Here is a 21,087-nt window from a genome sequence, read left to right as displayed (position 1 = left end):
GCTGGGGACACATCCGGGCAAGACGGGGAAAGTTTCTGCGGAATGGAACCAGGCGGACGGTCTGCACTCAGAGTACCTGGACGCGGGTGCCGGGGGACAGGCTTTTGAAGATCTCCGTCACGTTGATCTTGGCGGCGTCCGAGGCGAAGGCGCTGTCCCGGAAGACAGCCCACTGGGGGCGGGAAGCAGCTATGTCCCGGATGACCGTGTCCGGAACGCCAGCGTCAAAACAGGCCGCCAGGACGCCGCCGTCCACCCGGTGGACGGTGCAGCCGCCGACCACCCGGCTGGTGTGGGGCAGGTGGATGCCCAGGCCCTGGTCCAGCAGGCAGGCATAGAGCAGATCCAGGTCGGTGCGGTCCTCCCGGATATTGGACACCGTCTGCCCGATCAGCGGCTGGGATATCTCCTCCGGGGGATAGAGGACCTCCTTCCGGCAGCCCTCGTCCACCCGGAAGACCCGGAAGCCGATGTCCGGACAGGCACCGGGGAATTCGGTCCGGATCTGATCCCCGGCACGGCGGATGCGGGCTTTGCCGATCTCACAGATGGTCTGGAAGCCCGCCTGGGCGGCCTCGCTCTTCTCACCGCAGGGCTCGGGCAGCTGCACCATAATGAAGCTGCGGTGGCCACCGTCCTCCGTGTTGAGGCGCATCACCGCGTGGGCGGTGGTGGCGGAGCCGGAGAAGAGGTCCAGGCATACGAAATCCTTCCCCGGAACAGAGCCGATCAGGGTCCTCAACAGGTCCACGGACTTTGGGTAGTCAAACAATTTCCGGCCGCCGAACAGCTTCCGCAGCTCCGCGTCTCCGTTGGGGATGTCGGGAATGACGTCCTTGAGCAGCGTCCTGCCGAAGTCCCTGATCTTGGTGTGGATCTCATACCCACCGGACGCTGTGGGGAGCACGATCAGATTATATGGCTCGTCCGCAATCTTCTGCCGGGACCACCGCCAGGCATGGTACTTGTGCACGCCGTCCCCATTTGCATGGGGCGGCAGCTCGAACCACCCGGGCCGCCTCTCCCCGATGGCGCCTGTGGAGATCTCCTGGGTCTGGGGCTGATAGAAGATGGAGAACACGAGGTTCGGCCGGGTCTCTTCGTTGAACTTGCGATTATGATTGTAGAGGGGATCGCCGACCGCAAAGGGGCCCAGCCGGTCCGTCCGAACGTCCCTGCGAAAGCCCTTGTACGCATCGGGCATCTTCTCCCTGGCGAAGCGGATGTCAATAGACAGGCTGCCGCACGCGTCGATGTCCCTGGCGTAGGCCAGGACGGACTCCCAGGTTTTGGCCGCGCCTCTGCCGGATATCTGGCGGCCCGTGATATTGGAGACCCACGCGAACTGGTTCAGGTAGTTGCTTTCGCCGAACACCTCGTCGCAGATCTTCTTCAGGTTCGCTGACTCATGGTCGTCGATGGAGATCAGGATGACGCCGTCCGGGGAGAGCAGGCTGCGGGCCAGCAGCAGTCTGGAAAAGAGCATGGAGCACCAGTCGGAGTGATACCTGCCGTCCGAAAACGTGTTTTTCCGCTGAAAGTTGATCTTCCCCTCCGCGTCCCGGTATCCGCTGGCACCGTGATATGCGCCGCGGTCCATCACAAAGGAATCCGGATAGATGAAATCGCTGCCGGTGTTGTAGGGCGGGTCCAGGTAGATCACCTTCACCGCGCCCAGATAACTCTCCTGGAGGATTTTCAGCACTTCCAGATTGTCTCCCTCGATGTAGAGGTTCCGGGTGGTGTCCCAATCCCGGCTGTCCGCCTTCACGGGGCGGAGGGTTCTGGAGGTGGGGCGGGCGGCCTCGGCCATGGCGGCCCGTTTGCCGACCCAGGTGAATTCGTAGCGATCCTCCCCCTCCGCCACGTCGGGGGCCAGCAGCTGCTTGAGGACCTCGAAGTTGACGGCCTTTTTCACCTTCCCGTCCGCGCCTCGCGTCTCCGTGACGGCGGCGGGAAACAGCGCGGCGATTTTTTCCACATTCCCCGCCGTCAGGCCGGGGGCTTCCAAGTCCAGATAGTCCATGTCTGCTTCCTCTCGTTTCATGCAGATGCGGGCGCTTCCACCGGATGCAGATGCCGGAGGCGCCCCGGCGCGCTCCGGTATCCACGGCTGCACCCCGTCCGGCGCCGCGATACGTCCAGTTTACCGCACAACCGGCAAAGAGACAAGCTGAAAATCGCCCGGCCCGGCGGGGCATTGTCGCATTTCCCTCCCGGCTGTATGATATCTCTCATAAGACCGGCGGAGAGGAGCGTGCACAATGGCCAAGGAAAATGGCGCATATACTTTTTTATAAGTTTTACCTCAGTGGGCGCCCCTGTGTTTTCTGCAAGGGTCCCATTTGTCTCCCAAACGAGACCCTTGCAGGGAGGGAACCTTCCTTGCTCAGGCCAGGGCTTGGATTGCATCGCAGAGCGCTTCATCAGAGACGCTGGCGACCAGCTCCTCATGGACCGCACGGCCCACAGCAGCAAAGACCCATAATCGGATTCCGTCACGGTTAGCCCGGGAACTTCGGCTTTCATCTTCTCGATATAATAGGCATCCTCATCACGCGTGATCTCGTTGTTCTTTTCCCGGATCTGGTCCATGCACTCCCGCAGAACCGTCTGAAGGTCCTCGGGCAGCTTGGCATAGTTGTCCTCATTATATAGCACGGTAGCGCAGTTTCCGACAGCCTCCGCGATTTCCACGATGTCCAGCCCCGGGATCACGGGGAACTGGGGCTCCATCGTGATAGGACCCCGCCCGGTCTGCAGGTCCGCATAGTTGACCTGACGCCCTCCACCCGGGTGCGCATCTGCGCCTCTCGTACCTTGGCGTGACCTGCTCCCCCGGCGGCGGGTATTACGACCGCTACCTGGAGTACTATCAGGGGCCCGCCATTCTGGTATGCCCCGACCGCCTGCTGCAGCCCCGCGTACCAGTGGGCCTCCATGACCGCCGGGTGCCCATAGTGGCCACGGAGACACAGATCTGGCGGACAGGTGCGGCGCTGTGAGGTTCTGGGCATTTTTCAGGATGCAGGATATAACCGGCCCGGTCTCCCGGTTCCTGGGGAGCGGGCCGTTTCCGCAGCGGGGTCTTCCGGAGGGAGGCCGCCGCTTCAGGACGGCGGCTGCCGTCCTGATTTTTCTTGCGATTTTCACAAGAGACGGCGCGTTTCGCCAAGAGATGTCTGTCAAACCGTACCAAATCCGCTGTGAGGGCAGATTTCCTCACTTGACGTCCTTCGGCGGAGCTGTTATACTCTTCCCATCTTCCAAAATGCGATGAAGGGGAAAAGGCGATCCCACGCCCTGTTTCAGAGAGCCGCCGGTCGGTGCAAGGCGGTACGGAGGGGACCGCGTCACTGGCCCTTGAGCAGCCGCGCTGAGAGGCATCGCCTTTAGGTGCGGACGGCCGCTGTCCGTTATCATGCAGACGCGATTCGCCCCCTCAGGAGGAGCCGATCGTACAGAGTGGCCGGGTCTCCCGGCAATGAGAGTGGTACCGCGGGTACAGCATTTTTTGCTCCCGTCTCTCAAAGACTGATGGTCTTTGGAGAGATGGGATTTTTTGTTGTCCTTCTTCCAAAGACAAGACCTTGGAAGGAGGACTTTGACATGATGGACGCGACGAAATATCAGATTGGCTACTATCCCCCGCCGGTGGAGCCGGGGCACGTGTACGAGTGGATGCAGAAGGACCATATCGAGACTGCCCCCGCCTGGTGCAGCGTGGACCTGCGGGATGGCAACCAGAGTCTGGTGGTGCCTATGAGCCTGGAGGAGAAGCTGGAGTTCTACGAGATACTGCTGAAGATCGGCTTCAAGGAGATCGAGGTGGGCTTCCCGGCGGCGTCGGAGACGGAGTATGAGTTCCTCCGCAAGCTGATCGACGAGGACCGCATCCCCCAGGACGTGACGATCCAGGTGCTGACCCAGTGCCGGGACCACATCATCCGCCGGACCTTTGAGGCGGTGAAGGGCGCCCCCCGGGCCATCATCCACTTCTACAACTCCACCAGCGAGGCCCAGCGGCGGGAGGTGTTCCACAAGTCCAGGGAGGAGATCAAGCAAATCGCCGTGGACGGTGCCAAGCTCATCAAGGAATTGAGCCGGGAGTACGAGGGCAATTTCCTCTTTGAGTACAGCCCGGAGAGCTTCACCGGCACAGAGCCGGAGTACGCCGTGGAAGTCTGCAACGCAGTGCTGGACGTGATGCAGCCCACGCCGGACCGTCCCATGATTATCAACCTGCCGGTGACGGTGGAGATGAGCATGCCCCACATCTACGCCAACCAGATCGAATGGTGCTCCAAGCATCTGAAGTACCGGGATGCCGTGGTTCTCTCCACCCATCCCCACAACGACCGGGGCTGCGGCGTGGCGGACGCGGAGCTGGCGGTACTGGCCGGTGCCCAGCGGGTGGAGTGCTGCCTCTTCGGCAACGGGGAGCGTACGGGCAACGTGGACGCCATCACCCTGGCCATGAACATGTACAGCCACGGAGTGGACCCGAAGCTGGACTTCTCCGATATGCCCGCTATCTGCGAGGTATACGAGCGGGTGACACGGATGCACGTCTATGAGCGCAGCCCCTACGCCGGCAGCCTGGTGTTCGCCGCCTTCTCCGGCAGCCACCAGGACGCCATCGCCAAGGGCATGACCTACCGGAAGGAGCACCACCAGCACCGGTGGGACTGCCCCTATATCCCCATCGACCCCCACGACATCAGCCGCACCTACGACGCGGACGTCATCCGCATCAACAGCCAGAGCGGCAAGGGAGGCATCGGCTTCCTGCTGCAGCAGAACTACGGCTATAACCCGCCGCCCCACATGCGGGAGCAGCTGGGCTACCGGGTCAAGGAGGTCAGCGACCACGACCACCGGGAACTCTCCGTCCAGGAGGTGCTGGAGGTGTTTGAGGACAACTACGTCAACAACGCGGCCCCGCTGAATGTCACTGCCGCCCACTACACACAGAACCAGGACGGGTCCATCTCCGCCAACCTGACTCTGCGCCGCGGCAGCCGGATGATCCAGTGCGGCGCCGCCGGAAACGGCCGCCTGGACGCGGTGGCCAATGCCATCGAGCAGGCAGCGGGCATGGACTTCACACTGATCCATTACAGCGAGCACGCACTGGACCCTGACACCGACAGCCGGGCCTGCAGCTACGTAGGGCTGAAGTGGCCAGATGGCAGAGAGACCTGGGGCTGCGGCACCCACACGGACATCATCGTGGCAGGCGTCCGGGCGCTGGTCAGTGCCATCAATAACCGGTAAACAGCGGGGGAGACCCCTGGACTTCATCACAGAGAACGGAGGCACAATACCCATGGGAATGACTATGACACAGAAAATCCTGGCTGCCCACTGCGGCCAGGAGCACGTCAAGGCGGGACAGCTGATCGAGGCGAACCTTGATATTGTCCTGGGCAACGACATCACCACTCCGGTGGCCATCAACGAGTTTGAAAAGGCGGGCTTTTGCGATGTTTTCGACAAGACCCGGGTGAACATCGTTCTGGATCACTTCGTCCCCAACAAGGACATCAAGAGCGCCCAGCAGTCCAAGCAGTGCCGGGAGTTCGCCTGCAGACACGGCATCGTCAACTTCTTCGACGTGGGCAAGATGGGCGTGGAGCACGCCCTCCTGCCGGAGCAGGGCATCGTCACCGCCGGAGACTGCATCATCGGCGCCGACAGCCACACCTGCACCTACGGCGCGGTGGGGGCCTTCTCCACCGGCGTGGGCTCCACGGATATGGCCGCCGGCATGGCCACCGGCAAGGCGTGGTTCAAGGTGCCCGCCGCCATCCGTGTGGAGCTGACCGGCAGTCTGCGGCGGCCTGTGTCCGGCAAGGACGTGATCTTGCACCTGATCGGACTCATCGGCGTCTCCGGCGCCCTCTACAAGAGCCTGGAGTTCATCGGCCCCGGCGTGCAGAGCCTGACTATGGAGGACCGGCTGTGCATCTGCAACATGGCTATCGAGGCCGGTGCCAAGAACGGCATCTTCCCGGTGGACGAGACCTGCGAGGCGTACCTGAAGGGCCGCAGCCGGCGGGAATGGAAGAAATACGAGGCAGATCCGGACGCAGAGTACGAGCGGACCATCACCATTGACCTGGACACCCTGGTGCCCACCGTCAGCTGGCCCCACCTGCCGGAGAACACCCACCCGGCCGCCGAGGGCAGGGACATCAAAATCGATCAGGTGGTCATCGGCTCCTGCACCAACGGCCGGATCGAGGACATGGAGGCCGCTTACAACATTTTGAAGGGCCGCCACATCGCCGACGGCGTCCGGGGCATCATCATTCCCGCCACCATGGAGGTGTACAGGACCTGCATCGAGCGGGGCTACACCACCGCCTTTGTCGACGCCGGGTGCATTGTCTCCACCCCCACCTGCGGGCCGTGTCTCGGCGGCTACATGGGCATTCTGGCGGAAGGGGAGCGGTGCGTCTCCACCACCAACCGCAACTTTGTGGGCCGCATGGGCCACGTGAACAGCGAGATTTATCTGGCCAGCCCCGCCACGGCGGCGGCCAGCGCCCTGACGGGCCACATCACCGATCCCAGGGAGGTTTGAACACCATGGAAGCAAGAGGTTCTGTATTCAAATACGGTGACAACATCGACACCGACGTCATCATCCCCGCCCGCTACCTGAACACCCAGAATGCCCGGGAGCTGGCGGACCACTGCATGGAGGACATTGACAAGACCTTCATCACCCGGGTGCAGGCGGGCGACATCATGGTGGGGGGCGAGAACTTCGGCTGCGGCTCCAGCCGGGAGCACGCGCCCCTGGCCATCAAGACCGCCGGCATCGCCTGCGTCATCGCCGCCAGCTTTGCCCGGATTTTCTACCGCAATGCCATCAACATCGGTCTGCCCATCCTGGAGTGCCCGTCAGCCAGCACTGCCATCCGGGAGGGGGACACGGTGTCTGTGAACTTTGACACCGGCGTCATCACCGACGAGACCACAGGCGAGACCTTCCAGGCGGAGCCCTTCCCGCCCTTCATCCAGAAGATCATTCGCTCCGGCGGCCTGATGGCCAGCATCCAGGCGCGGTAAGGAGGCGGCAGTATGGAGAAGAATATCGCGGTGATCTACGGCGACTGCGCCAGCCCGGAGATCGTCACCCAGGCCCTGCGGGTGCTGGACGCGGTGGCTGAGAAATTTGGCCATACCTTTACCTATACGAAAGTCCTGATGGGCGGCGAGGCCATCGACGCCTACGGGGATCCCCTGCCCCAGTCGGAACTGGACAAGTGCCTGCAAAGCGACAGCGTGCTGCTGGGGGCCATCGGCGGCCCCAAGTGGGAGGGCCTGCCCGGTGACAAGCGGGCAGAAAAGGGCCTCCTGCGGCTCCGGGCCGGCATGGGGCTTTACTCCAACAACCGCCCTGCCAAAATCTGGCCCCAGTTGGCGGACGCCTCGCCCCTGAAGCCCGCCATCGTGGAAAAAGGCATTGACTTTATTGTGGTGCGCGAGCTGATCGGCGGCGTCTACTTCGGGGAGCACAGGACCTACGAGGAAAACGGCGAGAAGGTCGCCGTGGACACCATGCCCTATTCCGAGCACGAGATCGAGCGGATCGGCCGCATCGGCTTTGAGACCGCCCGCAAGCGCCAGAAAAAGCTCACCTGCGTGGACAAGGCCAATGTGCTGGACACCAGCCGCCTGTGGCGGGAGGTGATGCACCGCCTGGCGGCGGAGTACCCGGACGTGGAATACCGGGAGATGTTCGTGGACAACTGCGCCATGCAGATCTGCAAGGATCCCGCCCAGTTCGACGTGATTGTCACGGAGAACATGTTCGGCGACATCCTGTCCGACGAGGCCAGCGAGATCACCGGCAGCATCGGCATGGTGCCCTCCTCCAGCCTGGGGGACGGCACCCGGGGGCTGTACGAGCCCATCCACGGCTCTGCCCCGGACATCGCCGGACAGGATATCATCAACCCCATCGCCTGCATCCTGTCCGCGGCCATGATGCTGCGGTACAGCTTCGATATGGCGGCGGAGGCAGACTGCATCGAAGCTGCGGTGAATCAAGTGCTGAACGACGGCATCCGCACCGCCGACATCTGGCGGCCCGGATGTGAGAAGGTGGGCTGCGCTGCCATGGGCGATGCCATCCTGGCCCGGCTGTAAGAAAGATGGAATATGCGGACGGCGTCGGGCCCGAAAAAGCCCGGCGCCGCTTTTTTCGTGGAGGCTGGAATTTACTTTGCCCACCGGATATGATATCATCCCATCAAGAGAACCGACCGACGGAGGCTCTGACAGCTGTCCGTCCCATCTTGGAAAAAGGAGTGCTGCATATATGAAGCTGCAATTTCTGGGCCATGCCTGCTTTCTGCTGGATGACGGCGTCCACAAAGTCCTGACGGACCCCTTCCTCACCGGGGCTGGCCGTCCTGAATGGGCAGAGAAGGTGGACCCGGACGTGATTTTTGTCACCCACGGCCATGGGGACCACGTAGGGGATGCAGCCGCCATCGCCAGACGTACCGGTGCGCCGGTCTGCTGCACAGCGGATCTGGCGGATGCGGTGTTTGTCCCTGCGGGGGTGGCATGCGTCGCCGGAAATCTGGGCGGCACGGTCCGCCTGTCCTTTGGCTGCGCCAAGTTTTTCCAGGCCCTCCACGGCGGCGGTGCGGCGGGCTGTCCTGCCTGCGGCTTCCTTTTTGAGATGGGGGGCAGGAAGATCTATCACGCCGGAGACACGGCCCTGATGACCGATATGACCCTGCTGGCAGACGAGGACATCGACGTGGCGCTGCTGCCCATCGGAGATTTCTACACCATGGGCCCGGCGGATGCCCTCCGGGCAGTGAAGCTGATCCGGCCCCGACTGACGGTCCCCATGCACTACAACACCTTCCAGGCCATCACCCAGGATCCGGAGGCATTCGCCGCCGCCTGCAAAGAGGCGGGATTTGCCGCCAAAGTCCTTCAGCCGGGGGAGGAGATGACCCTGTAAGCAGCCTGGGACGGGAGCGGGCGGAGCACCACAGCGGCTGCCCCGGCACGGGCGAATGAATCGCTTCCGTGCGAAGCCAACAGAGAGTTCTTGGGGGGACAGATCTGCCCGATCATGCAGGCGGCCAGTCAGGCGGTGCTGGAAGCATCGGCATTGAAATTGCTGGCGGAGACTTCACAGCGACTCCAAATCTTACAGGGCAATCGAAGCGAAATTTGATATATCCCTTGCTGGTAACCCGTTACGAACAATCCCTGGTATTTTCCGGCTGTAAAAACCTCCTGAAGCATTAGCCCTTCAGGAGGTTTTTACAGCTTGTGTTGACAGAAGAGATGCGGACATTGGAGCTCCGCACAGCAGGACGGTGCGTTTGCGCAGTACAAGCGTTTTGCCGCAGGCGGAACCTTGGCGGAGGCAGAATTCATTTCCGCCGAGCATTTGAATCGCCGAAGGGTTTCGCGGGCCAATGGCCTGCGAAACCCAAAAAGAAAGACACGACGAAAGTCGTGTCTTTCTTTTTGGTGACCCGTCGGGGATTCGAACCCCGGACCCACTGCTTAAAAGGCAGTTGCTCTGCCTGCTGAGCTAACGGATCACATGGTATTCTATTTCGGCCGTCCAATGCGGGCGGGCTGGAAAGTCTTGGCTGGGACGGCTGGACTCGAACCAGCGGATGAGGGAGTCAAAGTCCCTTGCCTTACCACTTGGCGACGCCCCAATGGAAAGGAAAACAGGGGACCGGGGTGACCCCGATCCCCTCTTTTGTGGGGTGGGAGATGGGACTCGAACCCACGACACCCGGAACCACAATCCGGTGCTCTAACCAACTGAGCTACACCCACCACATATCGAGATCCTAAACAGGATGCGTGCTGACCGACCGCCCCGGAAGGAGTTGGTACGCCAGAAGGGACTCGAACCCCTGGCCTACTGCTTAGAAGGCAGTTGCTCTATCCAGCTGAGCTACTGGCGCGAATTTGATTGGAGCAGGTGACGAGAATCGAACTCGCATCCCCAGCTTGGAAGGCTGGTGCCCTGACCATTGTGCTACACCTGCGTCTGCCCTCCGTGGAAATCGTCAGCTTAGATATATTACCATGGACAAGCCCATCTGTCAAGCGGAAACCCGCAATTTTTTTCTAAGATTGTCCTGTGCCACCAGCCAGCGCCAGCCAGGCGGTGAAAAGGCACCCTCCATCTGCGGCTCCGGACAGGGATAAGGGGCCGGCCAGCCGCTCCGGGTGCCACTGGACACCCCACACCGGCAGGGACTGGTGGATGACCGCCTCCACCGTGCCGTCTATGGCCCATTGGACCGCCCGCAGTCCCTGCCCCAGCCGGTCTGCCGCCTGATGATGGGCGCTGTTCACCACCAAGGTCTCTCCGAAAAGGTCCTGCAGGGGAGAGGGGGCTGTCCGTACCCGGTGGAGCCGGTCCCGACCCGCCGCCTGGCTGTGGCCGGGCAGGTCCTGGATCAGTGTGCCTCCGAAAAACACGTTCAGCACCTGCAGTCCCCGGCAAATTCCCAGAACAGGCTTTTTCTCCATAATGAACTGCTCCAGCAGGAACAGCTCTCCCGCGTCCCGCTCTGGCTCCAGCCCCCGGCTGGCGGTGTTTGCCTGGCCGTAGCGCCGGGGCTCCATATCGCCGCCGCCGGGCAACAACAGGGCGGCACACCGCACCGCATCCCGCAGATCCGGAGAGGCCAGGGGCCGTCCACCTGCTATCTCCAGCGCACGCTCGTAATTGATGTACTGGCCCGGCAGGCCCCAGAGAAACACTGTTGGACGCAAGGCGATCCCTCCTGTCAAATGTCTCAGGCCCATTCTATCCGGGCAGCACGTCCAGAGTTCCGCCCGGTGGTTAAAAGCGGGGCGAAGAGAAACGAACGAAAAGTTAAAAGGTTTTCCTTGAAACTTTCCCGAAAATATGCCATAATAAAACCGCTTCCCGTCTCGCAGGACGGAACTGTACAGAGTGGCATCGAAGTGGTCACAACGAGCTTGACTTGAAATCGCTACGTCGGCGGGACGTGCTAACAGCCAAAAGGCTATGTCTCCCAAGGGCTTCCGGGCGCGGGTGTGAGCGGCGCTTCGGAAAAACGCTAACAAAATGCTCACAGTTATCCTGATTTGCGTTCTCACAACTAGATATGCAGCGGTATCGAAGTGGTCATAACGGGGCTGACTCGAAATCATGTGATCCATTCATAAAAACTGCATATTTCTACACGGAGTGGTATCGAAGTGGTCGCAACGAGCTTGACTCGAAATCGTGGTCGCTACTCGGTAGCTCCCTGTCCGGAATCCCTTGATTTTACGGGGTTTTTCGGGTATTCTTAACTTAATATTTTTGCTTGTTCTCCCCATCAGTTCTCCCCGTTTTCTGAGGTGCTGATGTTGAGATAAATACGGAGCGGTATCGAAGTGGTCATAACGGGACTGACTCGAAATCAGTTGAACCGCAAGGTTCCGTGGGTTCGAATCCCACCCGCTCCGCCAGAAATCACGCCAGTAGTCGGTTTTTCCGGCTGCTGGCTTTTCTTTTTCAGTTCTGTGCAAAGCCCAGGCCATTGAGCATTGCATCAGCCGAAGTCAGCTTCGAGCTGTAATCCAGATGTGCGTAAATGTTCGCCGTAGTTGAGAAGTCGCTGTGACCAAGCCATTCCTGAATCTGCTTCATGGGAACACCGTTTGCCAGAAGAAGCGAGGCACAGCTATGCCGGAGATCGTGATACCTGATCTGTCTCATTCCCTTTGCCTTGAGCAGTTTCGGAAAACTCTCTGTGACGTAGTGGGGCTTGATCAGATCGCCAATCTCATTGACACATACATACTCAAGATATTCCTTGATGTAGCTGCGTCCGCACAAGCGGCGGTTTTCCTGCTGTTCTTCTTTCAGCGTAAGAAGTCTTTCCCGCATGAACGGAACAAGAGGCAGTGTCCTCATACTCGATTTGGTCTTTGTGGTGTCCGACGCAACCAGAACGCGCTTGCCGTCAAGATCACAGGAAGTAACCGTATGACGAATGGTGATGGTGTTCTGGTCAAAGTCGATGGCATCCCATTTCAGACCGATTGCTTCACTCCGGCGCAGACCGTAGAACGCACCGAACAGAATTGGCAGTTCAAGTTTGCTTCCTTTTGCAGCCTCGAAAAGAGCGTTGACCTCATCGGCATCATAGAAGCTGCCGACGTAGCGGTCTTTCTTCGGACGCTCAACTTTATCCGCCGGGTTTACATCAATCAGGTCAATCTTCACGGCATACTTGAGAGCCTTGTGAATGTTGGCGTGATAATGAATGACCGAGGACGGGCTGACACGCTCAAGCTCACTCAGGTAAAACTCCTGAATGTCTTTTGCGGTCAGGTTCTTGAGCGTCACTTCCTTTTCGCGGAAGTACGGTGCTACAATCTTCTTAACCGTAGTCGAGTATGAAGCGAATGTCGGGACTGCAACCGAGCTTTTGATGATGTCGAGCCACTTTTCCATATAGTCCGCGAACAGAATGTCTCCGTTCATGACCTTCGGCTCTTCGGGATTGAAATTGCGTCGTGCGTCCATCAGGATTGCTTCGGCGCGTTTTTTGTTTCCCTTCACAGTAAGCCCGGTGGAAATCCACTTGGTCTTTCTTTTCCCGAGAGAATCGGTGTAGTTCAACACGGCGTAGTAATATCCGCTTTTTTCGCGGAGATGTCCTGCTACCATAATTATCCTCCTTCTTTGTAGCAGAGACACCTACCTGATACCGTGCTTCTATTATACCAGAACCGGGTTCGAATTGGAGGACCTCTGCCGAACATTTTTTGTAAACAAATTGAGTCCAAGCATTACGCCGTGACTGCTTCTCCGCAACCGATGCAGAGAAACGTGAAAAGATGAGCCTTCGGAATACGATAGGCTCTGCCGATTTTGAGACAACAGATTTTGCCTTCCCGCAGGATGCGGTAGCCGGTCTTTGTGCTGATGCTGAGTATTTCGCACATCTGCTCAATGCTCATCACATCGGGATAGTCTTTCAGCATGAGCTTGTAGGCATCGCGCTGAGAAATGGTTGATGCGGTATTCACCCGTCTCACCTCCACAAGATTTGTTTTTGCCTTATCAGCAAAAGGATAGGCAGCAGTCCTTTTTGAGTAGACTGCTGCCCATAGTTTTTGATGATAAAGCCCTTTCGGGCGTTTTCATATTGGTTATCCTTCCGGCATATTTGCAGCTCGCGCCCCTGCCGAATAGGGAATGCTGCGGACTACCAATGGTCAATCGGTATCATGGGACTCTCACCCCTCCGAGGATCGCTCCGAGCCGCCCTTTCAGAGAAAAAACGGAAGTATCATTATACCCGGCATCTGCATCGTCGCAAGCAGCCGCACCACACGGCTGTTATAGCTCTCCGGAGGTCGCTCACTCCCTTGCGGGAGGTCCTGGCGTCGGAAGCTGTGTTGCTTCGCAGAAGCGGAAAGATCCGCAGCACTGAACTATTCAGTTTTCAAGGAGCAGTGAAGAGTGATTTGCCTCTCTTCACCATCCCACGGACAAAAAAGCAGCTAATGTAAGGTATATCATCAAAATTTTTTGAAAAAGTATTTTGCTTTCTTCATGATTAGTGTCGCAGCATTGTAAACACTTTGCCGCTGCATATTGTTAGCAGCAGCATAATCAATTTTTGACTGTCCACCGATGATGCAATTCAGGTAGATGTCAAGTTGCCTCGGCGTAAGCGTTGCACGAAACTCCTTTTCTGACATCCAGAACATAACGCTTTCCTCCATGCTGGAAGAATCAATCAACCAGTATGGTTCTAAATCCTCACAACCCTCATAGCTGACATAGCTTAAGGACAGCACACTTGCCCGTTCTTCGGCTGTTTTGCCTTCAGTTCCGGAAATGGGAACTCCTTGCTTTGAGCGGCGCAGTCTTTTTTCCTCTGCGCGGAGGATTCGCATGACCTTACGGTCAACCTCCGTCACTTCGCCGGTGATTTTCACGCGCACCATGCACTTTCCGTCCTCCGTAGTCCAGAGGTCGTAGTCGAACTCGATAGGGGTCTTAGGTGTTTTCATTGTTCATCCTTTCCGCTGTGCGGGAGCAGCGGGAAGGGTGAAGACAGAAAAAGAGCCGCATGACGGTGAGGTTTGAATCCCATGCCGATAAAACAGAGTAATTAAACTCTGTCTCATGCGGCATTAGGATGACTTCACCTATCAGGCGGCTCCACAGCTCAGCTATGACATATATTTTATTTTAGAACAGAGGCTTGTCCTCTGGTTCCTACTTGGTACGCGGTCGCAGTCTTCTCATATTCAGCACATCAAAGACTGTGATCCGCCCGCATTTCTTGCACTTGGATTCTACATGACCTCTCGTGTCTTCGTAGACAGCAATGGCATTATGCTGACAATACGGACATTTCAGGTATCGGGGCTTCTGCTGGGAAATGGCAATTCTTGCCCTGTGGATTTTTTCGATCAGCTCCGGCGTCGGTTCCTGAACCCGAATGGATGCTCTCTTCATTACCACACCTCCAATGGGTCAACATACTCACTGAATGGACGATCTACCATGTAGCCGAGTTGACGAAGGCGGATAGACGCCGTTGCCTTGGAGACACCGAACAACCGGCAGAAAAGGCGCAGCGTTAAGTGATCGCCATACGAATACCTCCCCTCGTAATTGATCAGCGGCGTTTCTGCAAACCGACGCATTGCCAGGTCAACCTCTTTTTGAGGAAGCAGGATCGCCGCGCCCAAGACATTTGCTTGCCACTCGTTCCAGTCCTCGCGGGTTTTCAGCTCTCGCGGTGTATAAGCAGTCCGTGCGGAATATCTCATTTCGCAGGATGCCTTTACCTCTTCCGATTCCAGTTGGAAGAGAATCTGATGGGCGCACTCGTGGGCAAGGGTAAATCTGCGCTTGGCGCAGAGCCGCTGCACGTTGCCGGATAGAATGAAGCTCTCGTCCAAGATGACCTGATTACGCTTCAAAGCCAGTGTGCGCGTAATACCAAGTTCCGTGATCTTGTACTCAGTGTCGGCATAGGCAGTGACACCGCAGATGCTTCCATCCGGCGAGAGACGGGCGAATGATACGCGAAGACCGAGATAATTCTTTGCAAACTGATCAATGGGCGTTGGCAAAGCTGATCGGTCGGGCTTGTCAGCCTCATCACCGAAAAAGAACCGGTTGAAGTCCTTCGTTGTTGAGGCTGCAATTTCTTCAAGTTGGCGCTGGGATAAAATCATGAGCAGTTGTCCTCCTTTGCTTCGACAAACCACTTATTACCTTCATGAAAGAGAAACGACTCCTTTCCTCTGATCATGACCGTGTAACGGATGCCGCCACCCCCAACCTTGTTGGAGCTGGCGCGGCATTTGTACTTGAGCTGTTCGATCTGAAAAACCCTTCCGTCCTTCCATCGGATCAGCATCGGGATGATTGTTCCCTCTTCATCGACATCCAGATTGACTCTGACGTAGGCTTTTCTGCATTGTAAATTGTTCATAAGCGTCCTCCGTTCCTAAAAAAGTTGCCTGTTTCCGACACGAATTTCGCCAAGAATGTTGACACACGCTCTGTTCGTGTGGTATCATGTTCACGAACGGAATGTTCGTGTAGGCACAGTATAGCACGAACACGATGTTCACGTCAATGGAATTAGCGAAAGTTCTGTTCGTGTTCGCAGAAAATTTTAGAAAGAGGTGCCTTATGGGATTCAAAGACAGGCTGAGAGAAAAGAGAGTGGAAGCCAACCTGACACAAGCCGCTCTTGCAGAAAAAGTCTCTGTTACTGCGAGGACAATTCAAAATTACGAGCTGGGCAGTCGAAAGCCAACAAAATATGAAGTCGTGAAGAAAATCGCTGAGGCTCTGAATACAACGCCGGAATATCTTCTCGGCAACAGCGGAATGCTCGTCCTTGCCGCACAGGAACAGGGCGGCGCAAAGGCAGCACGGGAAATTGACGAGCTGGTGAGCGAGGTTTCCGGTATGTTTGCAGGAGGCAGTCTCAGTGAAGACGCGCTGGACGGCGCGATGCAGGCTCTCACCAGAGCCTACTGGATTGCAAAAGAAAAGAACAAGAAGTACACGCCGAAAAAGTACCGGAAAGAACAGACGGAAGAGTAAGTCCGGTTTTTGGTACAGGCTGTTTGATATAATGGTTATCCCCGAAGGGAGGTGGCGCGATGAACGCCGAACAACTATCAAAAGTCGGCAGCGATCTCGTCCGACGCTGCGGCACAAGAGATCCTTTCCAGATTGCAAACGCGCTGGGTATCAATGTCATGGACGATTGCGAAAATCTCGGATCACTCAAGGGTATGTACTGCATCGTCAAAAGAAACCGCTTCATCTTTCTCAATAAGGATTTGAGTCCTCAAATGAAACGGATTGTATGCGCCCATGAGATCGGTCACGACCGGCTGCACCGTGCGCTTGCAAAAAAACATGGCTTGCAGGAGTTTGTGCTGTATGATATGGCAACGAAGCCGGAGTACGAGGCAAACATCGTTGCAGCAGAGATCCTTCTTGATTCCCATGAAATCCTCGAATACATCTACGACTACGGGTACACCTCAGAGCAGATTGCGCGGGCAATGCACACAGACATCAACTTGGTTGCTTTGAAAATCGCGCATCTGGCAGAAACCGGGCATAAACTTCGTCGGATGGAGTACCGTAGCAGCTTTTTGAAATGAAGGAGGTCAGTATGACGAAAAGCGATGTCACGAAAGAATTCCTAAAGAAGACCGTCATTCCGGTTGTGGTTGCACTGTTTTTGTTTTCAATGTTCAGCCGTATCTTCGTCGAGAACGGAGCGCCCGATTATTTCCTGATCTGGCTTGCTTGCGGAGTGCCTTTTGGCATTGGGAAGATGTTCACGCTGATCCCGATTGGCTTTGGCATTTCCGGGACAGTAGGTGTTGTCGCACTTAACCTTGTCCTTGGCGGTCTGATCGGCGGCGTAATTCTGATCTGGAAGCTGGCAGTTGCCATCTGGTATCTGCCCCTGACCATATACAGACTTGTGACTTGAGAAAAGAGGGAAAAACATGAGCAAGAAACTTGTAGCATATTTTTCCGCGTCCGGCGTGACCGCGAAGGTTGCCGAGACGCTGGCAGAAGCAATCGGCGCGGACATCTTTGAGATTGAGCCGAAGGTGCCTTACACGGAAGCTGATCTGAACTGGATGGACAAGAAAGCCCGCAGCACGATTGAGATGAGCGATCCTGCCTCCCGTCCTGAGATTGCCGTCAAGCGGGACAACATGAAGGACTACGATACCATCTTTGTGGGCTTCCCGATCTGGTGGTATGTCGCGCCGACGATTATCAATACGTTCCTTGAGAGCTATGATATGACCGGCAAGACGATCATCCCGTTTGCAACCTCCGGAGGAAGCGACATTGGCAAGACGAACGAACGCCTTGCGCCGAGCTGCAAAGGCGCAAAGCTGATGGACGGCAAGGTTTTCAAGGGCAGCGTCGGGCATCAGGAGCTTGCGGCGTGGGTTGAAGGACTTGGACTTTAAGGGGCAGACAAATTGGAATTTCTATATAAAGGAGAATATTGATGAAACTGTTTTTATGTTCGCACTTTTCAAGTGTAGGAAGTCTGATAAAGGAAGAAATTGAAAATAAAAAAGTCGCATTTATTCCAACAGCTTCGCTGCGTGAAGGCTACACCGGTTATGTCGGCTCGGCTCGAAAACTATTCAAAAAGTTGGGAGCAATCGTAACTGAAATTGATATTTCAACGGAGGCTTATTCAACGATACAGTCTGTTTTTGAAGATGCGGATGTGATATATTTTACCGGCGGAAATTCTTTTTTCCTTATAGACCAGCTCCGTAAAACGGGAACGGATGAGCTGTTGAAGAAAGAATTGGCAAAGGGAAAACTGATGGTTGGTGAATCGGCAGGTGCGATTATATGCGCTCCAAGCATCCAATATATCGAGCAAATGGATGAAAAGCCGGAGGACTACTCACAAGAAGATGATGCAAGGCTTGATTTGATTGATTTCTATGTTCTTCCGCATTATCTTACAGCACCATTTAAGAAAGTTACCGAGAAAATAATGACTGAGTTTTCGGATTTGAATCTATGCCCAATTAACAACCGTCAGGGAATTGTAATTGATGGTGAAGGTTCAAAGGTTATTTGCAAAGACTAATTTGAAAATTCCAGTTTAACGAACAGGAGATGATGAACGCATGAAAATCCTACATGAACTTTCTTGGCTATGGGAAACGCTGGGCATTGCGCTTGTTGCTGCGGCTGTCTGCATGGCTTGCGCTGTGCTGATTGGCAAGGCAGCGAAGAAGAAGCTCGACAAAAAGGTGTTGGCGGTCGTAGGGGCAGCGGCATTTGTGGGCGCGATTCTGGCGGTCATTCTGATCGCCCGGACACCGATGCCGCTTTGATAAGACGGAGAACTTGATGGGCAGAGCATAGCTCCTGCTTTTATACATCACGGGAAGGAGGACAGCCGAAAATGAAAGACAAAACCTATATCGCAATCGACCTGAAATCTTTCTACGCCTCCGTGGAGTGCCGGGAGCGCGGCTTAGATCCTCTGGACACAAATCTCGTTGTCGCGGATGAGAGCCGGACGGACAAGACCATCTGTCTTGCCGTTACTCCCTCCCTCAAAAGCTACGGCATCTCCGGACGCGGGCGGCTGTTTGAAGTCAAGCAGCGCGTGAAGGAAGCGAATGCCGGACGGCAGCACGACGCGCCGGGACACAGACTGGACGGCACATCACACTTCTACTCTGAGCTGCAAGCAAACCCGTATCTGGCGATTGACTTCATCATCGCGCCGCCCCGGATGGCGTACTACATGGAGTACAGCACCCGCATCTATCAGGTCTACCTCAAGTACATCGCGCCGGAGGACATCGTGGTCTACTCCATCGACGAGGTGTTCATGGACGTGACGGACTACCTGAATACCTACAAGCTCTCCGCCCATGATCTCGCCATGAAGATCATCCTCGATGTGCTTGAAACAACCGGCATCACAGCAACAGCAGGAATCGGCACGAACCTTTTCCTCTGCAAAGTGGCAATGGACATTGTGGCGAAGCACATCCCCGCCGACAAGAACGGCGTCCGCATTGCAGAACTGGATGAGATGAAGTTCCGGCGTGAGCTTTGGGCGCATCAGCCGCTCACGGATTTTTGGCGCGTAGGTCGAGGCATTGCCAAGAAACTTGAGCAGAACGGGATGTTCACAATGGGCGATGTTGCCCTTTGCTCAGAGCGGAACGAGGACTTGCTTTACAAGCTGTTCGGCAAGAATGCAGAATTGCTCATCGACCATGCGTGGGGCTGGGAGCCTACGACCATTGAAGCAATCAAGGCGTACCGTCCCAGCTCCAACAGCCTCAGCTCCGGTCAGGTATTGCACTGCCCATACGAGACGGATAAAGCAAAGCTGGTTGTCCGGGAAATGACGGACTTGCTTGTGCTGGACTTGGTGGACAAGGGGCTTGTCACCGACCAGATGGTTCTCACAGTTGGCTACGACATCGAGAACCTAACCGATCCGGCACGACGGGCAAAGTATCACGGCGCGGTTGAGTCAGATCATTATGGGAGGCAGATTCCGAAACAGGCGCACGGCTCTATCAACCTCGACGGTCACACATCATCTACCCGCAAAATAATGTGTGCTGTGTCAGAACTCTTCGACCGGATCGTGGACAAGAATCTTCTTGTCCGCCGTATGTACGTTGTGGCAAATCACGTCCTGCCGAAAGCGGACGCGCCGAAGAAAAATGACGGTGCTGTCCAGCTCGACCTCTTTACCGACTATGCCGCCGAAGAGGAAAAACAGAAAGCCGAGGACGCCGCCTTGGAACGTGAGCGGAAAATACAAGCCGCCACGCTTGCAATCAAAAAGAAGTACGGAAAGAACGCCATCCTCAAGGCGATGAATCTTGAAGAAGGTGCAACCGCGAAAGATCGTAATGCGCAGATCGGCGGGCATAAGGCATAAAGGATCAAACTAATCGGAATTTGAAGAGGAAGATTATTTATATAATCTACCGTCTACGGTCTGAAAACGACCACCTATCGAGAATCGGTGGAAATCAATTCTCGATTTTCTTATACTGTAACCGTAACAAAGAGGAGGTGAGCAAATGCAAATTGAAATCAAGTTAGATGAGAACTGCAAGGAACCCAAAATCATCGTTGTGACAAACAAAATGACCGACGAAATCAATGAAATCATGAAAAGGCTTTCAGACGAGCAGCCGAAAATGATTGCCGGATTCAAAGATGATATTGTCGAAGTGTTGGAGCCGTTTGATATTTACCGCATTTTTGCTGCATCAGGCAAAGTGTTTGCCGAAACAAATCACGGTGAGTACACGCTCCGTCTGCGGCTTTACGAAATGGAGCAGCGGCTGGACAGCAACTTTTTTGTCCGAATATCAAACTCGGATATTATCAATCTGAGAAAAGTCAAGGGTTTTGATTTAAGCTTTGCAGGAACAATTTGTGTTACGCTTTCAAATGGGACGGTTACTTATGTTTCAAGGCGTTTTGTCGCCAAGATCAAACAATTATTAGGAATATGAGGTGGTAAAAATGAAAAAAAAGATGATTCAGCGTGGGCTTCTCGGATTCCCTCTCGGCATTGCTATCGGTTTTGTAATAACTGTGATTATATCAATGTGCATAGGAGATGGTTCGTTCTATCCTGTCACCCCTGAGCTGATTGATACAATGAAAAATGAATTAAACGCAGTTATTCTTCAAACAATTCTCTGCGGAATTTTGGGTACAGGCTTTGCAATGGCTTCCGTTATTTGGGAAATTGATTCGTGGAGCCTTGCAAAGCAAAGCGGAGTTTACTTTTCCATTGCCTGTGTTACGATGTTTCCGATTGCCTATATTACGAATTGGATGAAGCATAATACCATTGGTATTCTTTCATATGTAGGAATATTCGTTGCAATTTTCGTCATCACTTGGCTCGTTCAATATTTTGTATGGAAACGCAAAGTGAAAAAAATGAATGACGGAGTTCGGAAGAGTAATAACGCAAAATGAGCATAACCTTCACAACGGCAACTTCC

23 protein-coding genes, 6 tRNA genes and 1 other annotated feature are annotated in these 21,087 nt (G+C 55.7%); of the genes, 16 read left to right on the top strand and 13 right to left on the bottom strand.

Annotated elements, in window-relative coordinates:
- Positions 1-67: 67 nt before the first annotated feature.
- Together DN611_RS16870 and DN611_RS17330 are read right to left on the bottom strand one after the other, a co-directional pair.
- Positions 68-2,047 (bottom strand): site-specific DNA-methyltransferase, encoded by a 1,980-nt coding sequence (locus DN611_RS16870; protein WP_197714230.1) that lies wholly within the window; start codon positions 2,045-2,047, stop codon positions 68-70.
- Positions 2,044-2,736, bottom strand: a complete 693-nt coding sequence (locus DN611_RS17330; protein WP_119311433.1) for a hypothetical protein — start codon at positions 2,734-2,736, stop codon at positions 2,044-2,046. The genes DN611_RS16870 and DN611_RS17330 overlap by 4 nt, the downstream gene beginning before the upstream one ends.
- 89 nt (positions 2,737-2,825) lie before the next feature.
- Between DN611_RS17330 and DN611_RS11690 the strand changes: the two genes are divergently transcribed.
- The 6 genes from DN611_RS11690 (at position 2,826) to DN611_RS11660 (ending at position 8,995) form a co-directional block, all read left to right on the top strand.
- Positions 2,826-3,005 (top strand): 5-formyltetrahydrofolate cyclo-ligase, encoded by a 180-nt coding sequence (locus tag DN611_RS11690; RefSeq protein WP_158629691.1) that lies wholly within the window; start codon positions 2,826-2,828, stop codon positions 3,003-3,005.
- A 262-nt stretch (positions 3,006-3,267) separates the two neighbouring features.
- Positions 3,268-3,531: a binding site (T-box leader), on the top strand.
- 78 nt (positions 3,532-3,609) lie between these two features.
- On the top strand, positions 3,610-5,277 hold the full coding sequence (locus tag DN611_RS11680; RefSeq protein ID WP_119311430.1) for a 2-isopropylmalate synthase: 1,668 nt from the start codon (positions 3,610-3,612) through the stop codon (positions 5,275-5,277).
- 52 nt (positions 5,278-5,329) lie between these two features.
- Positions 5,330-6,589, top strand: coding sequence for a 3-isopropylmalate dehydratase large subunit (leuC, locus tag DN611_RS11675; RefSeq protein ID WP_119311429.1), 1,260 nt, complete (start codon positions 5,330-5,332; stop codon positions 6,587-6,589).
- Between the two features lie 5 nt (positions 6,590-6,594).
- The gene (leuD, locus tag DN611_RS11670) at positions 6,595-7,080 is read left to right on the top strand and encodes a 3-isopropylmalate dehydratase small subunit (RefSeq protein ID WP_021747635.1); all 486 of its coding nucleotides are present in this window, start codon (positions 6,595-6,597) and stop codon (positions 7,078-7,080) included.
- A 12-nt stretch (positions 7,081-7,092) separates the two neighbouring features.
- Entirely contained in the window at positions 7,093-8,163 is a 1,071-nt protein-coding gene (gene leuB, locus DN611_RS11665; protein ID WP_119311428.1) for a 3-isopropylmalate dehydrogenase, read from the top strand.
- A 172-nt stretch (positions 8,164-8,335) separates the two neighbouring features.
- Positions 8,336-8,995, top strand: coding sequence for a metal-dependent hydrolase (locus DN611_RS11660; protein ID WP_021747632.1), 660 nt, complete (start codon positions 8,336-8,338; stop codon positions 8,993-8,995).
- Between the two features lie 519 nt (positions 8,996-9,514).
- On the opposite strand, the gene DN611_RS11655 is transcribed toward DN611_RS11660, so the two are convergent.
- The 6 genes from DN611_RS11655 to DN611_RS16735 all read right to left on the bottom strand — a co-directional run bounded on the left by DN611_RS11655 (position 9,515) and on the right by DN611_RS16735 (position 10,788).
- Positions 9,515-9,590: transfer RNA gene (locus DN611_RS11655), tRNA-Lys, on the bottom strand.
- Positions 9,591-9,638: 48 nt separating this feature from the next.
- A tRNA-Gln gene (locus tag DN611_RS11650) sits at positions 9,639-9,713 on the bottom strand.
- A 47-nt stretch (positions 9,714-9,760) separates the two neighbouring features.
- Positions 9,761-9,837: transfer RNA gene (locus DN611_RS11645), tRNA-His, on the bottom strand.
- 54 nt (positions 9,838-9,891) lie between these two features.
- Positions 9,892-9,968 (bottom strand) — tRNA-Arg (locus DN611_RS11640).
- Positions 9,969-9,977: 9 nt separating this feature from the next.
- Positions 9,978-10,052 (bottom strand) — tRNA-Gly (locus DN611_RS11635).
- 82 nt (positions 10,053-10,134) lie between these two features.
- Entirely contained in the window at positions 10,135-10,788 is a 654-nt protein-coding gene (locus DN611_RS16735; protein WP_158629690.1) for a gamma-glutamyl-gamma-aminobutyrate hydrolase family protein, read from the bottom strand.
- Between the two features lie 619 nt (positions 10,789-11,407).
- On the opposite strand from DN611_RS16735, the gene DN611_RS11625 reads away from it, so the two are divergent.
- Positions 11,408-11,496: transfer RNA gene (locus DN611_RS11625), tRNA-Ser, on the top strand.
- A 46-nt stretch (positions 11,497-11,542) separates the two neighbouring features.
- Here the strand turns inward: DN611_RS11625 and DN611_RS11620 are convergent.
- The 5 genes from DN611_RS11620 to DN611_RS11595 form a co-directional block, all read right to left on the bottom strand.
- The gene (locus DN611_RS11620; RefSeq protein WP_007592950.1) at positions 11,543-12,703 is read right to left on the bottom strand and encodes a tyrosine-type recombinase/integrase; all 1,161 of its coding nucleotides are present in this window, start codon (positions 12,701-12,703) and stop codon (positions 11,543-11,545) included.
- Between the two features lie 122 nt (positions 12,704-12,825).
- A complete protein-coding gene (locus DN611_RS11615; RefSeq protein WP_442950788.1) occupies positions 12,826-13,065 on the bottom strand; it encodes a helix-turn-helix domain-containing protein in 240 nt (79 codons plus the stop codon).
- A gap of 495 nt (positions 13,066-13,560) precedes the next feature.
- Positions 13,561-14,058, bottom strand: coding sequence for a hypothetical protein (locus DN611_RS11610; RefSeq protein WP_119311426.1), 498 nt, complete (start codon positions 14,056-14,058; stop codon positions 13,561-13,563).
- A gap of 450 nt (positions 14,059-14,508) precedes the next feature.
- Positions 14,509-15,237: an ImmA/IrrE family metallo-endopeptidase gene (locus tag DN611_RS11600; protein ID WP_119311424.1), complete on the bottom strand. Its 729-nt coding sequence runs from the start codon at positions 15,235-15,237 to the stop codon at positions 14,509-14,511.
- Positions 15,234-15,497 carry a hypothetical protein gene (locus DN611_RS11595; protein ID WP_119311423.1) on the bottom strand — a complete coding sequence of 88 codons (264 nt, stop codon included), beginning with the start codon at positions 15,495-15,497 and terminating at the stop codon, positions 15,234-15,236. The genes DN611_RS11600 and DN611_RS11595 overlap by 4 nt, the downstream gene beginning before the upstream one ends.
- 203 nt (positions 15,498-15,700) lie before the next feature.
- On the opposite strand from DN611_RS11595, the gene DN611_RS11590 reads away from it, so the two are divergent.
- The 9 genes from DN611_RS11590 to DN611_RS11550 all read left to right on the top strand — a co-directional run bounded on the left by DN611_RS11590 (position 15,701) and on the right by DN611_RS11550 (position 21,061).
- Entirely contained in the window at positions 15,701-16,120 is a 420-nt protein-coding gene (locus DN611_RS11590) for a helix-turn-helix domain-containing protein (protein WP_007592960.1), read from the top strand.
- Between the two features lie 59 nt (positions 16,121-16,179).
- Complete coding sequence (locus tag DN611_RS11585) at positions 16,180-16,692, top strand: ImmA/IrrE family metallo-endopeptidase (protein WP_119311422.1); 513 nt, start codon at positions 16,180-16,182, stop codon at positions 16,690-16,692.
- Positions 16,693-16,703: 11 nt separating this feature from the next.
- Positions 16,704-17,030 carry a DUF6050 family protein gene (locus tag DN611_RS11580; protein WP_119311421.1) on the top strand — a complete coding sequence of 109 codons (327 nt, stop codon included), beginning with the start codon at positions 16,704-16,706 and terminating at the stop codon, positions 17,028-17,030.
- A 16-nt stretch (positions 17,031-17,046) separates the two neighbouring features.
- Complete coding sequence (locus DN611_RS11575; RefSeq protein ID WP_119311420.1) at positions 17,047-17,526, top strand: flavodoxin; 480 nt, start codon at positions 17,047-17,049, stop codon at positions 17,524-17,526.
- 41 nt (positions 17,527-17,567) lie between these two features.
- The gene (locus tag DN611_RS11570) at positions 17,568-18,170 is read left to right on the top strand and encodes a Type 1 glutamine amidotransferase-like domain-containing protein (RefSeq protein ID WP_119311419.1); all 603 of its coding nucleotides are present in this window, start codon (positions 17,568-17,570) and stop codon (positions 18,168-18,170) included.
- A 40-nt stretch (positions 18,171-18,210) separates the two neighbouring features.
- On the top strand, positions 18,211-18,420 hold the full coding sequence (locus tag DN611_RS11565; RefSeq protein ID WP_119311418.1) for a hypothetical protein: 210 nt from the start codon (positions 18,211-18,213) through the stop codon (positions 18,418-18,420).
- A gap of 71 nt (positions 18,421-18,491) precedes the next feature.
- Positions 18,492-20,000 (top strand): Y-family DNA polymerase, encoded by a 1,509-nt coding sequence (locus tag DN611_RS11560; protein ID WP_119311417.1) that lies wholly within the window; start codon positions 18,492-18,494, stop codon positions 19,998-20,000.
- A gap of 145 nt (positions 20,001-20,145) precedes the next feature.
- On the top strand, positions 20,146-20,586 hold the full coding sequence (locus tag DN611_RS11555) for a LytTR family DNA-binding domain-containing protein (RefSeq protein ID WP_002610304.1): 441 nt from the start codon (positions 20,146-20,148) through the stop codon (positions 20,584-20,586).
- Positions 20,587-20,596: 10 nt separating this feature from the next.
- The gene (locus DN611_RS11550) at positions 20,597-21,061 is read left to right on the top strand and encodes a DUF3021 domain-containing protein (RefSeq protein WP_119311416.1); all 465 of its coding nucleotides are present in this window, start codon (positions 20,597-20,599) and stop codon (positions 21,059-21,061) included.
- Positions 21,062-21,087 lie beyond the last annotated feature (26 nt).

Source organism: Oscillibacter sp. PEA192, assembly GCF_003574015.1.
Lineage (GTDB): Bacteria > Bacillota > Clostridia > Oscillospirales > Oscillospiraceae > Oscillibacter > Oscillibacter welbionis.
Note: the sequence above shows the minus strand (reverse complement) of the source record. Positions and strands in the feature narration are given on the sequence as shown.